General features: G+C 69.0%; 8 protein-coding genes. 4 read left to right on the forward strand and 4 right to left on the reverse strand.

Annotation, left to right across the window (positions count from 1 at the left end; translation table 11 throughout):
• Positions 1-92: 92 nt before the first annotated feature.
• The 3 genes from AB0N66_RS10190 to AB0N66_RS10200 all read right to left on the reverse strand — a co-directional run bounded on the left by AB0N66_RS10190 (position 93) and on the right by AB0N66_RS10200 (position 8,718).
• Complete coding sequence (locus AB0N66_RS10190) at positions 93-4,388, reverse strand: discoidin domain-containing protein (RefSeq protein ID WP_365431007.1); 4,296 nt, start codon at positions 4,386-4,388, stop codon at positions 93-95.
• 240 nt (positions 4,389-4,628) lie between these two features.
• Complete coding sequence (locus AB0N66_RS10195; RefSeq protein WP_365431009.1) at positions 4,629-6,842, reverse strand: MMPL family transporter; 2,214 nt, start codon at positions 6,840-6,842, stop codon at positions 4,629-4,631.
• Positions 6,843-7,110: 268 nt separating this feature from the next.
• On the reverse strand, positions 7,111-8,718 hold the full coding sequence (locus AB0N66_RS10200; RefSeq protein ID WP_365431011.1) for an MFS transporter: 1,608 nt from the start codon (positions 8,716-8,718) through the stop codon (positions 7,111-7,113).
• Positions 8,719-8,926: 208 nt separating this feature from the next.
• On the opposite strand from AB0N66_RS10200, the gene AB0N66_RS10205 reads away from it, so the two are divergent.
• The gene (locus tag AB0N66_RS10205) at positions 8,927-9,661 is read left to right on the forward strand and encodes a DUF2993 domain-containing protein (RefSeq protein WP_365431013.1); all 735 of its coding nucleotides are present in this window, start codon (positions 8,927-8,929) and stop codon (positions 9,659-9,661) included.
• Positions 9,662-9,784: 123 nt separating this feature from the next.
• Complete coding sequence (locus AB0N66_RS10210) at positions 9,785-10,459, forward strand: TetR/AcrR family transcriptional regulator (protein WP_365431015.1); 675 nt, start codon at positions 9,785-9,787, stop codon at positions 10,457-10,459.
• 90 nt (positions 10,460-10,549) lie between these two features.
• Here the strand turns inward: AB0N66_RS10210 and AB0N66_RS10215 are convergent, their stop codons facing one another.
• Positions 10,550-11,305: a dienelactone hydrolase family protein gene (locus AB0N66_RS10215; protein ID WP_365431017.1), complete on the reverse strand. Its 756-nt coding sequence runs from the start codon at positions 11,303-11,305 to the stop codon at positions 10,550-10,552.
• Between the two features lie 160 nt (positions 11,306-11,465).
• On the opposite strand from AB0N66_RS10215, the gene AB0N66_RS10220 reads away from it, so the two are divergent.
• Positions 11,466-12,365: a helix-turn-helix transcriptional regulator gene (locus AB0N66_RS10220; protein ID WP_365431019.1), complete on the forward strand. Its 900-nt coding sequence runs from the start codon at positions 11,466-11,468 to the stop codon at positions 12,363-12,365.
• A 253-nt stretch (positions 12,366-12,618) separates the two neighbouring features.
• A complete protein-coding gene (locus AB0N66_RS10225) occupies positions 12,619-14,526 on the forward strand; it encodes a protein kinase (protein ID WP_365431021.1) in 1,908 nt (635 codons plus the stop codon).
• Positions 14,527-14,596: the final 70 nt, after the last annotated feature.

The raw sequence follows: 14,596 nt of genomic DNA on the forward strand, positions 1-14,596 counted from the left end.
GGCCAGGGTACTGACCGTCCCAGTGGCCCGGGTGGCGGGGCTTGGGAGCCCCGCCACCCGGCCGTGCGTGGCCCTCGGCGCACAGAGTGCGGCTAGGGCAACAGGTTGATCTTGAACGCGGGCGTCGTGTTCTTCACGTCCAGCGCGTTGTCGCTCAACTTCAGGTTGTGGAAGGTGACTTCACCGACGGCGGGCCCTTGGCCGGCCTCCGGCAACTCGTTGGCCCACAGGCCGAACCCGGACTTCGCGTCGTAGGCGTCGCCGCTCTTGTGCGCGCCGGAGATCGTCACGTCCGTGAGGATGGTGTCCTTGATCGGGAACTGAGGCTGTCCTCCCACATAGTTGGTCTGGAACATGATGCCGCTGTACGTCGGATCGACGATGTCGACGTTGTTGACGCGGATTCCCTGGAAGACCTTAGACGCGGAGAACATCCAGATGCCGGGGAAGGTCTGCGCTCCCCAGAAATGGCCGCCCGCGCGGACGATCGAGATGTTCTCCAGGGTCGTCGGTTCCGTGCCGAAGCCGTTCATCGGGTAGCCGAAGTCCAGCGAACTGACAGTGATACCCGAGTAGACGAGGGTGTCGGCGATGTGGATGTTGCGGAAGGTATTGCTGAAGCCGCCGTAGACGGCGACGCCCGCCGCGCGCCATGTCAGGATCGACGTGAGGTTCTCGAACAGGTTGTTCTTCTCGTCGGCCCCGCCCGCGTCGATCGCGGAGAACAGCGCGAAGCTGTCGTCGCCGGTCGCCCGCGCCTCGTTGTTGACGACGTGGTTGTCCGTGCTGCCGTTGGTCATGTTGACACCGTCGGCGAACATGTCGCGGATCCGCGAGTTCTTGATGGTGATGTTGTCGGTGTTGGCGCCCCAGTAGAGGCACACCATGTGTTCGTTCCAGATGTTGTCGATGGTGATGTCGGAGACGTTGGAGAAGTCGAACACCTTGCCCGGACCGTCGATGCGGGAGGTGTAGTTGCCGAAGTACGCGAAGTTCGCGAACGACGACCCCTTCGCGGTCCCGTCGGCCCGGAAGCCGATGTCGGTGTTCTCCTGCGAGGACGGCGCTCGGAAGCGCGTGAACCAGGGCCCGGCGCCGACGACCTTGACCGCCTTGCCGTACACCTGGAACTTGCTCGACGTCTCGTAGTCACCGGCCGGCAGATAGACGCCGACGAGCGTGCCCGTGGTGTCCATGCGCACCTTGTCGAGCGCGTTCTGCACGTCCTGGTGAGCGAATCCGGTCGGCACGACGTACGTCGCCGGGTCCGGGTTGGGGATCGCCGCCACCTGCTCCAGGCTCACGAAGTCGATCGCGTACGTGGAGGAGTTCGCGGCGTCCTTCTGGAGCCGGATCTTGCTGCCGGCCGGGACTGTCTGGCCGAGCAACAGGTTCGCCTCGTCGTAGATGTGCCGGGGCGCGCCCGAGCCCGGGGAGTTGCCGGGGCCGGCCTCCGCCCCGTACAGCCAGGCGTACTTGGACGTCAGGTCGATGGCCTTGAGGAACGTGCCGTTGACGTAGACGTTCAGCGTGGAGCTGGTACCGCCACCGCCCGCCGCGTCGGGGATGGAGAAGCGGGTCACCAGGCTGTTGGTGCTGGCCTTGGTGGTCCATTCCACGTAGTTGCCGGTGCTGTTGAGCGTGACGGCCTTGCGGCCCGAGGCCTCGCCCGCGATGTCGCCGACGGTGCGGTTGGGTCCGACGGTCTGGGCGCCGCCGCCCACGGTGCCGTCCTCGGCCTCGTAGTTGTCGAACGGCAGGCTGGCGCCGCGGCCGACGAACAGCGACTGGCTGCTGGTGTTGTTGGCGCGCTTGACCTCCAGCTCGTTGGCGTCGGGGTCGATCACCGTCTTCACGGTGAACTTGCCGTTGCCCGCGGTCCAGGTGCCCAGGTTCACCGGGGCGGCGGTGGCGCCCGCCGCGATCGCCCCGCTGTGGGCGCCGGTGAGGGTCTTCACCGTCGCGCCGGAGGCGTCGAGCACGGTGAGGGTGATGCCGTGGCTGCCGGCGGCGGTGGCCACCGTGCCCTGGTTCTTCAGGGCGACGGAGAAGGTGACCGTGTCGCCCTCGCCGGGCGAACTCGGCGACCAGCTGACGGGTGCGGCCACCAGGTCGGAGCTGGACACCGGCCTGACGACCAGGGCGGTGGGGCTGGTGTAGGAGTTGTTGGCCTCGTTCTGCTCGATGACCTTGTTGTCCGGGTCGGCGGTCGCGCTGACCTGGTAGGTACCGGCCTCGCGAGCGCCGATGTCGGCGGTGACCGTCGCCGAGGCGCCCACTGCGAGCGCGCCGACGGCTGCGGTGCCCACCTTGGTGCCGCCCAGTTGGAACTGGACGTCGGTGGCGGCCGACGCTTCGGTGCCCGCGTTGCGCACGGTCGCCGTCAGCTTCACGGCGTCGGACTCGACGGGACTGGCCGGGGCCGAGGTGATGCCGGTGACCTGGAGGTCCGGGTTCGGGGCGGGAGTGCCCAGGACCTGGAACTCGGCGACCTGTCCGGCGGGCGCCCCCGAGTTGGCGGTGACCACCAGCTGGACGTCCGCGACGCGGCCCGTCACCGGGATCCGCACCGTGTTGGCGCTCGTCGGGTTGAACGTGTAGTCCTGCGCCGCGACCAGGCTCGTGAACGCGGTGGCGTTCTGCTCCCGGCCGAGCACCTGGATCCGCTGGGTCCGCGTGGCCCAGGCGGTGTCCGGACTCAGCTTCAGGACAACGGTGTTGACGTCGGCGTTCGCACCGAGCTTCACGGTCAGGCTGTTCGGGTACGCGCCCGAACCGCCCTCCCAATAGGTGCTGGTCTTGTCGTCGTTGGCGTTCGTCGCGACGAACGTGAAGACCGAGGACGACGCCGTGATGGCCTTGCCGACGGCGAGGTTCGCGTCGTCGGTCGTCGAGCCGTTACGGGTGACGGTGTTGCTGTTGGCGGACTGGTTGCCCGCCGCGTCCTTGGCCCGCACGTAGTACGTCACCGTCGCCGACGCGGGCTGGGTGTCCGTGTACGTCGTGACGGTGCCCGCGACGCTCTGGCGCAGGGTGCCGTTGGCGTAGACGTCGTAACCGGTGACGCTCACGTTGTCGGTGGACGCCTGCCAGGTGAGCTTGACCTGACCGCTGGTGGCCTCGGTGAAGGCCAGGCCCGCGGGTGCGGTCGGTGCCTGCACGTCGCCCGAATCTCCGGTGCGGGTCACGGTGTTGCTGTTGGCGGACTGGTTGTCCGCCGCGTCCTTGGCCCGCACGTAGTAGGCGACGGTCGCCGAGGCGGGCTGGGTGTCGGTGTACGTCGTGACGGTACCGGCCACCGAGGTCCGCAGCTCGCCGTTGGCGTAGATGTCGTAGCCGGTGACGCCGACGTTGTCGGTGGCGGCCGTCCACGTCAACCTGATCTGCCCGGTGGCGGGTTGGGTGTAGGCCAGCGCGGTGGGCGCTGTGGGTGCCTGGGTGTCACCGGTGGTCGGCCCGTAGACCTCCAACTCCGCGAGCTGGCCCGCGGGTTGACCGGTGTTGGCCGTGACGAGGACCCGGACGTAGCGCGTGGTGGTGGCGTTGAAGCTCAGGGTCTGCGACTGGTCGTTCGCCGCGTTGAAGGCGAGCGCCTGCGACGCGGTGAGGTCGCTGAAGTCCGAACCGGTGGTGCTGCCCTGGAGCTTGAGGGTCTGCGTGCGCGCACCCCAGTTGGTCGGCAGCCGCAGCGTCACACGGTCGACGCGCACGGATGAGCCGAGGTCGACCTGGACCCACTGCGGAAGAGCGTTGTTGCTGCTCTCCCAGTAGCTGGCCCGGTTACCGTCGCCCGCGTTCGCCGCGATGTACGTCTGTGTGGAGCTGCTCGCGGTGAACGTCTTGCCCGCGGCCAGGTTCCCGGAGGAGTCGGTCGCGCCGTGGACTTCGAGTTCGGAGAGCTGCCCGGCCGTCCATCCGCTGTTCGCGGTGATGTTGACGCGCACGAAGCGGGTCTGGGTGGCCGGGAACGAGATGGTCACCGTGTTGGCCGCGCTCGGCGTGAAGGCGTACGACGCCGAGGTCTTGATGGTGTCGAAGCTGGTGCCGTCAGCGCTGCCCTGCACGGCGAGCGTCTGGTTGCGGCTCGCCCAGGAGCCGGGGAGCTTCAGGACCACCTCGTCCACGCGGACGCTGGTGCCGAGGTCCGTCTGTGCCCATTGGGGGAAGCTCGATCCCGAACTCTCCCAGTACGTAGTGGCGTTGCCGTCCGTGAGGTTGGCGGCGCCGTATCCGGAATTGGAGCTGCTCGCGGTGGCGGTCTTGCCTGCGGCGAGGTTGGGTCCGCCGGCCGCGGTCGCGGTCGAGGTCAGCGCCGGGAGCCCTATGAGGGCCAGCGCGGTGGTCACCAGAGCGGCCAGCAGACGGCCTCTCCAACGATGTCTGTTCATGGTTCCCCTGCCCTTGAGCGGTGTCGTCACGTGGGACGCGGAAGACTCACAAGAGAGCGAGAATCGAGTTTTTGCGTTCAGTTATTGCAGATTTGCATGATGATGTTGTTGAGTCCACAGTCTGTGCAGAGATAGTTGCTCACTGCTGTTGAGAAGGGCACAGCAGAACCGCGACAGACAGTGTCTGTCGCGGCAGTTGCTGGGCTTCGACGTCGCCGCCGGACTCGATGGGAGGCGGCGCTAGACCTGGGCCGTCCGCTCGTCCGAGGGCCGGTCGAGGCCGTGCTCCTGGAACTCGTGCTGGAGGCGGTCGCCCTCGATGTCGAGGTCGGGGACGTACTTGGCGTACCACTTCGGGTGGTACCAGATCTTCGCGCCGATGATCGCCATGACGGCGGGCACCAGGGTGAGCCGGACCACGAACGCGTCGAGGAGCACACCGGCGGCGAAGCTGAAGCCGATGGCCTTGATGGTCGGGTCATCGGTGAACATGAAGGCCACGAAAATGCTGAACATGATCAGCGCGGCGGCGGTCACCACGCGGGCCGACAGCCCCGTGCCGCGTTCCACCGCCTTGACGGCCTCCCCGTTCTTGGTGAAGTCCTCCTTGATGCGGGAGACGACGAACACCTCGTAGTCGCTGGAGAGTCCGAAGATGATCGCGAGCATCAGGAGGGGCAGGAAGCTGATGGTCTGGCTCGGTGAGATGCCGAACAGGTGCTCTCCCCAGCCCCATTGGAACATCGCGACCTGCGCGCCGAAGGCAGCGGCCACCGACAGCAGGAACCCGATGATCGACTTGATCGGCACGAGAATCGTGCGGAACGCGAACGTCAGTAGCAGGAACGCCAGACCGACCACGACCACCAGGAACACCGGGAGCGCGGAGGAGAGTTTGCTCGACACATCGATGTTGGAGGCGGTGGTGCCGCCGACCAGGATCTTGGCCCCGGAGTCTCCCGCTACCGTGGCCCGGTCGTCGCGGATCCCGTTCACGAGGTCGGTGGTGGCGTCGTCGTTGGGACCGGTGCTTGGGGTCACGCGGATGACGGCGACGCCGTTGTCCACCGCCATCGGCGCTGCGGCCACCACGCCGGGGATCTTGGCCAGTCGGTCGGTGATCGGGGTCGCCGCGTCGGCGTTCGGAACGCCGTCGGCGACCACCAGCAGCGGACCGTTGAAGCCCGCCCCGAAGTTGGCCGTGGTCAGGTCGTAGGCCTTGCGCGAGGTGTCGCTCTTCGGCTTCGACGATGCCCCGGGCAGTCCCAGGTCCATCCTGGTGGCGGGCAGAGCAAGCACCACCAGGAAGGCGATCCCGCCGATCAGCAGCGGCACTCGGAAGCGCACCACGAACCGCGCCCAGGCGGCCCCGAAGGTGCGCGCCGGTTCGTTGGCCGCGATCTGGGCGACGTTCTCGTGGTGGTCGGGGCGCAGTGGCGTACGGATGAACTTCGCCACCTTGTTCCCGGCGAAGCCCAGCATGGCGGGCATCAGTGTCAGGGCGATGAGCAGGGCGATCAGTACGGCTCCGGCGGCGGCGACGCCCATCACGGTCAGGAAGGGGATGCCGACCACGGCGAGCCCGCACAGCGCGATCATCACGGTGAGCGCGGCGAAGACCACCGAGCTGCCCGAGGTGCCGGCGGCCAGGGCGACCGAGTCCTCGATGCTCAGGCCGGTGAGCAGGTTGTTGCGGTGCCGGGCCAGGATGAACAGGCCGTAGTCGATGCCGCAGGACAGACCGAGCATCGTCGCCACGGTCGTCGAGGTCGAGGCGATCGTCATGACGGACGCCAGGGCGGACACGCTCATCAGGGTGACGACGATGCCGATGACGGCGGTGAGGATCGGCAGCCCGGCGGCCACGAGGGCTCCGAACGTGATCGTCAGGATCACGAAGGCGACCAGCAGGCCGATGAGTTCGGGCAGTTCCGAGATCGCCTGGTTCCAGCCCGGGTAGACACTTCCGGAGTACTCGATCTCCACGCCTGCGTTCCGCGCCGGGACCACGGCGGCCTTGACCGCGTCCAGGGTCGAGTCCTTCACGTCGGTCGGCTGGGCGGCGTACTGCACCGACCCGAGGGCGACCTTGCCGTTCTTGGAGATCGCCTTCGACGCGAAGGGGTCGGTGACCAGGCCTACTTGCGGCACCTTCTTCAGCGCGTCGATCGAGGCCTCGATGGCTGATTTGCTGGAGGGGTCGGTGACCTTGGTGTCCCCATGGGTCGCGAACACGATCTGCGTCTGGCCACCGCTCAGCGCGGGCAGCTTCTCCTTGAGCAGGTTGGTGGCACGCTGCGACTCGGTGCCGGGAACCGTGAAGGTGTCGTCGGTCTTGCCTCCACCCACGACCGAGAGGGTGATCGCGGTCCCGGCCGCCAGGATCCACAGGGCGAGCACGAGTCGGCGGCGCCGGAACGCCCATCGGGCCAGGCGGAACAGATAGACGGACACGAGTGCTCCCGGACGTGAAGGACCAGCCTCCGCCCGAGGGGCGAAGGGTTCGGCCGATGCGCGCAGTGAGCCCCGCCGATGGGCGGAGAGCCCGGATCCGCGCTCTCCGCCCACTGTCGACTCGCCCTCGGCCCACCGCGAGGAGAGGAGGCCATCCGGGGGAACGGCGGCGCAGCGCACGGTCCACGGGAGGCCTGGGAGCGGGATCGTCAGCCCAGGGCCGTTCGACGCGAGGCCTGGGTTCGACAGGAGCCTCCGCGCAGGACCGTCAGCCCAGCGCCACGGGAGCCTCGGCGCTCTCGCTCTCCGGGGCGGATTCGAGCCGGGCCCTGTCCTTGCGGCCGGGCAGCAGCGCGAGGACGATCAGCGTGCCGGCGCCCATGATGACGGCGGCGACGATGCTCGTGGTGGCCAGGGCGTCGGAGAACGCGCTGTCGGCCGCCGCGATGAGTGCCTGGGCCTGGTCGGGACCCGCCGCCCCGCTCCGGGCGACCTGTTCGGCGACACCGAGCGCCCCGCCGATGGAGTCGCGCGCGACATCGAGCGCCTCGGGAGGCAGCGCCTTGCCCACGGAGTCCGTCAGGTTGTCCCGGTACGAGGTCGCCAGCAGGGAGCCGAGGATGGCGATGCCGAGTGAGCCGCCGAGTTCGAGCGCGGTGTCGTTGACGCCGCCGCCCACTCCCAGTTCGTTCTCCGGGAAGGCGCCCATGATCGTGTCGGTGCAGGGAGAGACGCTGAGCCCGACGGCGAACCCGAGCAGGATGAACGGGGCGAGGAAGCTGCTGTACGTGGAGCCCGAGTCGACCTGCGTCAGCAGGAGCACCGCGATCGTGCCGATGGTCATGCCCGTGACGACCATCGCCCGCAGGCCGAGCCGCGGCGTGAGACGCCCGGTCACCACGGCACCGACGCAGACGCCTCCGGCGAGCGGCAGCATCCGGAACCCGGTTTCGAGGGGGCTGTAGCCGAGGACGAACTGCAGGTGCTGGGTGATGTAGTAGATGGCGCCGAAGGTGCCGAGGAAGAACAGCAGGACGGCGATCGTCGAACCGCTGAACGTCCGGTCGCGGAACTTGCGCACGTCGAGCACGGGGTGCGGGTGGCGGAGTTCCCAGAGCACGAAGGCGAGCAGGCCCAGTCCCGCGACGACAGCGGCGGCGATCGGGCCGGCGGTCCATCCGAAGTGCGGCCCTTCGATGATCGAGTAGACCAGCGCACCGATGGCGACGATCGACAGCAGACCACCGACCAGGTCGATCCCGCCCATGCCGTGTGCGCGGGACGGCGGAACCAGCAGGAAGGTCCCCACGATTCCCGCGAGCGCGATCGGTACGTTGATGAGGAAGGTCGAGCCCCAGGCGTGGTCCTCAAGCAGCCAGCCCGCGATGAGCGGGCCGAAGGCGACACCGAGTCCCGAGGTGGCGGTCCAGGCGGTGATCGCCCGCGCTCGTTCACTGCGGGGGAACGTCGCCACCAGCAGGGAGAGCGTCGCCGGCATGATCATCGCGGCACCGACGCCCATCACGGCCCGGGCCACGATGACCGCGCCCGAGGAGTCCACCAGGCTGCCCGCCACGGAGCCGCCCGCGAAGACCGCGAGGCCGAGAACGAGCGCGCCACGACGGCTGTACTTGTCTCCCACCGCGCCCAACAGCAGCATCAGGGCCGCGTAGGGAACGGTGTACGCGTCGATGACCCACTGCAGCTCACTGCTGTCCAGGCCGAGGTCGCGGGTCATGTCCGGTGCGGCCACGATCAGCGCGGTGTTCGCCATCACGATGATCAACAGGCTCAGGCACAGGACCAGCAGTGCCCACCACCGCTTCGAGTAGGGACCGTTCATGCGGTCGACAGGGGTCGACGCGAAGAGACGCATGCCAGCTTCCTTCATGAATCAAAAGCACTTACTTGCTCGTTGATGTGCACGCTAGCTTCTTGCTCACCACTGTGCAAATAAGGAGCAGGCTCCGGCTGTACGCCACACACGGGTCGGCCAAGCCATCCATTTGCACATATGTGAGCAGCAAGCTAACTTGCTCATTCATTGGCAAGTACGTGCGCTTCGATGCGGGGGGACGCCACCCATGCCCATCACAGACACAGCCCGCCGCCCCCGGCAGTTCTGGCGACGGCGGCGCGTCCTCGTCCCGGTGCTCGCCGCCATCCCGCTGCTGACCGTCGGCGCCGATTTCACGGCGCTGAAGTTCACGGAGTGGCGAACCGCCCAGGCCTTCCACGACGCGACCGGCGCCACCTCACGCGTAGACATCCAAGATCGTCCCGTCATCCCTCAGCTGGCCCGCGGCACTCTCGACCGCGTCGACATCTCCGCGCAGGACATCCCGGCGGACTCGGCGAACCCGATCGCCGTGGCGGAGCTGGACGTCCACATGACGAATCTCAAGCGGAACTCGGACGCCGACACCGCTCAGGCCGGCTCCACGACAGCGACGGCGCTCGTCACCTACCGCGACATTTCCGACGCGCTTGGCATCGAGGTGAAAGCGGACGGGACGCCTGGGCGTATCGCCGCGACCATCGACGCGCCGCTGGTGGGGCGGTTCGGGGTCAGCGCAAGGGTCACCAAGGGAGGGCCCACCAGCATCGCCTTCGAGGATCTGAGCATCGATTCGGATCGACTGCCCGAATCCGCAAGGAAGTTGATCAGTGACGTCTTCGACCGGTCGATCCCGCTGCGGAACATCCCGCACGGACTGACCCTGGACAGTGTCTCCACGAACTCGTCGGGTCTCACCGCGAGGCTGTCGGGCCGCGACGTCACCTTCAAGATGGGCGGATCGTCGGAGAGCGACCTCTGACGGCCGGGGACGGCCAGGCAGCGGATTGCTCGATTGCCCAGTGATGCGGAGAATTGCGAGTGCTTGATCATGTGCCCGCGGAATCCGTCCGCCCGGGCACGCACCGACCATCGAGGTTCCGCCATGACCACGACCGCCACTCCCGAACCCAGGAGACGCAACGCCCGCGCCAACCGCGAGCGCATCCTGGCGGTCGCACAGCGGGAGCTGGGCAGGAACCCGGACGCCACGATCGAGGAGATCGCTCAGGCCACCGGTGTGGTGCGGCGCACTGTCTTCGGGCACTTTCCCGGTCGCCCCGCGCTCCTGGAGGCGGTGGCGGAAGAGGCGTCCCAGTCGCTGCGCGAGGCGGTCGAACGTGCGGGTACACCGGACGACCCGCCCGAGCGCGCCCTGGCCAGATTCATCCTGGCGATCTGGCCGGTCGGCGACCGCTACCGGATGCTGATCGGTCTGGCACGGCGCGACCTGGGAGCGGAACGCGTGTCCGAGGTGCTGGCCCCCGCACGTAACGCGGTCACCGCCGTCCTGGAACGCGGCCAGTCGTACGGCGCCTTCCACACCAACGTCCCGCCGCCCGTACTGAGTTCGGCCTTGGAGGCACTGGCCCTCTCGCTGCTGGAGAGCGTCAATTCCGGTGCCTGGCAGGACGACGGCACAGCGACGGCGGTCACGGTACTGACCGCGGCGGGCGTACCGGCCGGGCGCGCGGAAGCCGAACTGCGCGAGCTGTCGGCCTTGTTGGCATCACCCAGGACCGAGGCGGCGGACGGTTCGTCCGCTACGGAGGCGGACTGACCCCGCCCAGGTCCCCCGGCCCCCAGGTCCGGTGATCACCGATGAGGCGGCCGTGCGCGGCCACCGCGATCCCGGCCGTGCGTTTCGCCTTCAGGAGTCTCCTTTGAGATTCGCGTGGAAGAAGGTCTCGATACGACGCCAGGCGTCGTCGGCCGCGACGGGGTTGGGCCCCATGCCCGCCACCTTGAACAGCGGGCGCAGGACGCGTGGCCCGTTGGGGGCGAAGTTGAGGAAGCCGTGCCCGGCGTCCGGGTACTCCTTGACGTCGTGCACGACCCCGGCACGGGTCAGGACGGTGTCCAGAGTCGCGGCGGCGCCACGCAGGGGCCGGTCCCGGCCGCCGTAGCTGGCGACCACGGGGCATGCGTTCTCGACCCGGGCGTCCAAGTCCTTGGGCGGAAACCCGTAGTTCACCGAGGCGGCGTCGAAGCCGTGTCCGGCGGCGGTCATCAGGGCGAAGCCGCCGCCGAGACAGAACCCGATGATTCCGATACCGCCCGCCTGATCCGGCGACCGTTCCAGCCACTCACGCCCCGTATCGATATCGGTGAAGGCCCGGCCCTCGCCCCGGCTCAGGGCACGCATGGTCGACACCAGGCAGCGACGGGCACCGCCCGCGCTGAACAGATCCACCGCGAGTGTCAGAAAACCCGCCGCGGCGAGGCGGTCCGCGTGTCCCCTGGCCTGCTCGTCCAGGCCGAAGATCTCGTGCACCACCACGACACCCGGCCAGGGGCCGGGGCCGTGTGCGTCCTGCGACGGCCGCGCCAGGTAACCCCGCAGCGGCTGCGAGCCACCCCGCTCGGCGCTGCGCTCGCTCAGATCGATGTCCTGGGTCGTCGCCATGTCGCGCCGCCTTTCTGTGTCCTTGTCCGTCCCGACGCACCGAGGCCCGCCACCGGAATGACGATCACACTACGGAGGAATCAGGGCCGTGTCGTGTCTCACCGAAGGGTGGCAGCGACAGGGCTACGCACGCCGGCAGGCGACTGCCTACGCTGGTGGAATGGATGTCTCGGAAGGAAGCCAGGGCTCTGGAGGCCAGGACCCCGGCCCGTTGGGCGAGTATCTCCGCGCACGGCGGGCGCAGCTGCATCCGGCGGAGTTCGGGCTGCCCGACCTGTCCCGCAGACGGGTTCCCGGCCTGCGGCGCCCGGAAGTGGCACTGCTGGCCGGAATCAGCACCGAGTACTACATCCGGCTCGAACAGGGCCGGGACAGGCACCCCTCGACCCAGGTCGTCGACGCACTCACCAGTGCGATGCGGCTCGACGCCGATGCCGCGGCCCACCTGCACCGGCTCGCCGCGCACGCGCCACGCAGGCGCAGCCCCTTCCGTACGGAGCCGGTGCCGCCGGGCATCAGGCAGCTCTTGGCGTCCTGGATCATGTCACCCGCGCTCGTCATCGGCCCCGTCGGCGATGTCCGCGTGGCCAACCCTTCGGCCCAGGCCCTCTCCCCGGCCCACCGCGAGGGCGTCAATCTGCTGCGCGAGACGTTCCTCAACCCGGCCGTCCGTGACCTGCACCGGGACTGGGACGACCTGACGGTGAGCCTGGCCGCCGGGCTGCGCGCCTACGCCGGTACGGGTGCGGACGATCCACGGCTGGAAGCCCTCGTCGGTGAACTCTCCGTACACAGCGAGACGTTCCGCCGTCTGTGGGCACGCCACGACGTCCGCCCCCGGTCCGGCGGCATGGCCCTGATCGACCATCCGCAGCTCGGCCCGCTGGACCTCCGGCTGGAAAAACTGGCCGTCGCCGGCGCCACCGGCCTGACGCTGCTCGTCTACCACGCCGAGCCGGACAGCCCCTCGGCCCACGGGCTCGCCCTGCTGGCCGGCCTGGCGGACCATCAGAAAGTGCCGCAGATCCGAGCGTCCGCCCAGGGCAACTGGCTGCTGTAGACAGAGCGGCGTCGCCGACCCCACACGCGTCGAAGCGCCGGCGGGCATCTCCCGAACCTTGATCGACCAGTTCCGCACGGACCCGGAACCCGGAAGCCGCGGCCCCCGCTCGACCAGCCGTTGGCCAGGCGCGGGGCCGGGCCCGGTGCCGTGGAGAAACCCCTTGCTGTGGAAGCGGGCCAACTCGCCTTTCGCACACGTGTGCTGCGCTAGTCTCGCGCTCACACGCGCCACGCTAGAGACCAGGAACCCCATGCCAGATCTCGACCGCAGCCGGTCCGAAACCATGGCCTATGCGGCGGCCGGTATGGAACCGCCACCCGTGGTCCCGCTCCGGAAGAGCGATCCGAGGCAGGCGGGCCCCTACAGGTTGGAGTCGGTGCTCGGCAGCGGCGGCATGGGCCGGGTCTATCTGGGCCGGAAGACCACGGGCAGGTCGGGCCTGGCGGCCGTCAAGGTGATCCGGCCCGAATACGCGGAAGACCCGCTGTTCCGGAAGCGATTCGAGCGCGAGGTCGGCGCGTTGGGCCGGGTCCGGGGGGCGCACATCGTGCGGCTGATGGGCAGCGGTTGCGACGACGAGCTGGTCTGGGTCGCCACCGAGTACATACCCGGACCCACTCTCGCCGAAGTCGTCAGCGAGCGCGGACCGATCGACTCGGCAGCGGCATGGCGCCTGCTGGCCGACGTGGGCCGTGCGATCGAGGCCATCTGGCGCGTGGGGCTCGTTCATCGCGACCTCAAGCCGTCCAACGTGATCCTGGGGGCCGACGGTGCCCGCGTCATCGACTTCGGCGTCGTCCAGGCCACCGACGACACCACGATCACCGTCACGGGCCAGAACGTGGGGACCCCCGCCTACATGTCCCCGGAACAGGTCAGAGGCAGGGAGGTGACCGCCGCCTCCGACGTCTTCTCGCTGGCCTCCACCCTCACCTACGCGGTCGCGGGGCAGGCGCCGTTCGGCGAGGGTACGGGCGTCGACGTCCTGCACCGGGTGGCCTTCGAACCGCCTCGGGAGACAGCCCTCAACAAGGTGATGGCCGTCGACGCGGAACTCGCCGCGTTCGTCCGTACCTGTCTGGACAAGGATCCCGAGCGTCGTCCGACACCGGAGACCGTGTTCAGGACCGCCATCGGGCACCAGCTGTCCGCATCGGCAGGCAGCCCACCCCGGTTCACCCGGAAACGCGCACCCGCCCCCGCCGAGCGGCCCGGCAGCCCTGCCGCATCCGCCCCCGGGAATCGCAGAAGACTGGCAGTGGGCGCCGCGGTGGTGGCGGCAGTCGTCGTCGCCGGAGGCATCACCGTGGCGGTGCTGCAAGACAGCGCCGACCAGCCAACGGCCGGTCCTTGGGCTCAGACATCCCCGGCACCGATCGGAGCGCCGACCACGGCACCGAGCAGTTCACCGACGGCTCCCACGGCTTCGCCCTCACAGACCGACCAGGCGGACCAGGCGGCCGAGAAGTCGGCGGCTCCGACACCCACACGGGATCCGGCGACACTCGACATCCGGTCCGACGCGTGCCCCGCCGAGATCGCCTCCGGAGCCCACGGCGACTGCGTCAGCGCCCTACAGCTCCTCCTCGTCGGCTACGGCCTGCACGTCACGGCCGACGGGCAGTTCGGCAAGGACACCCTCGCGGCGGTGAAGACCTTCCAGACCGAGGCCGGGACAGCCGTCAACGGCAAGGTCGACGCACAGACCAAGACGCTTCTCTACGGCCAGCCGCGCGGCCCGGTCAAGTTCGGCGCGCTCACCGTGACCGAGAGCGTCGACGCCGTCCAGGTCGCGAGGTGTCTCGCCGTCGCCACCGGAGGCCTGAACGCGGAGGTCTGGACGTGCAAGGACACAGCCACTCAGAAGTGGGCCCTGCACCGCGTGCCCGGACAGGCCTCCCAGTACATCGTCGTCAACCAGGGCAACCACCGCTGCCTGGACGCCACCGACAAGACCGTCCAGGCCAGGAACTGCGACGGCCAGAGCACCCAGCGGTGGCGGCTCGGCGCCACCGGCTCGTCCGGCGGCAGCACTCTGGTCAGCGTTCCGGACGGCTTCTGCCTCGACGCCGAGGCCGCCACCTCCGGGCAGGACGGTCAGCGGGTCCAGGCGTGGGGATGCGCGGGCAGCACCAACCAGGTGTGGACGTGGTCCTGACGCACACCGCGCCGATGCGCACGCCGAGCCGACCCACGCGCCGACCGAAGGTCCGCCGGTCCGCCTGCCA

This window comes from Streptomyces sp. NPDC093544 (genome assembly GCF_040683495.1).
Lineage (GTDB): Bacteria > Actinomycetota > Actinomycetes > Streptomycetales > Streptomycetaceae > Streptomyces.

Bases quoted from the DNA above. Each gene is read 5' to 3' on its own strand.
- AB0N66_RS10190 (WP_365431007.1), bottom strand. From the start codon at position 4,388: ATGAACAGACATCGTTGGAGAGGCCGTCTGCTGGCCGCTCTGGTGACC.
- AB0N66_RS10200 (WP_365431011.1), bottom strand. From the start codon at position 8,718: ATGCGTCTCTTCGCGTCGACCCCTGTCGACCGCATGAACGGTCCCTAC.
- AB0N66_RS10205 (WP_365431013.1), top strand. From the start codon at position 8,927: ATGCCCATCACAGACACAGCCCGCCGCCCCCGGCAGTTCTGGCGACGG.
- AB0N66_RS10210 (WP_365431015.1), top strand. From the start codon at position 9,785: ATGACCACGACCGCCACTCCCGAACCCAGGAGACGCAACGCCCGCGCC.
- AB0N66_RS10215 (WP_365431017.1), bottom strand. From the start codon at position 11,305: ATGGCGACGACCCAGGACATCGATCTGAGCGAGCGCAGCGCCGAGCGG.
- AB0N66_RS10220 (WP_365431019.1), top strand. From the start codon at position 11,466: ATGGATGTCTCGGAAGGAAGCCAGGGCTCTGGAGGCCAGGACCCCGGC.
- AB0N66_RS10225 (WP_365431021.1), top strand. From the start codon at position 12,619: ATGCCAGATCTCGACCGCAGCCGGTCCGAAACCATGGCCTATGCGGCG.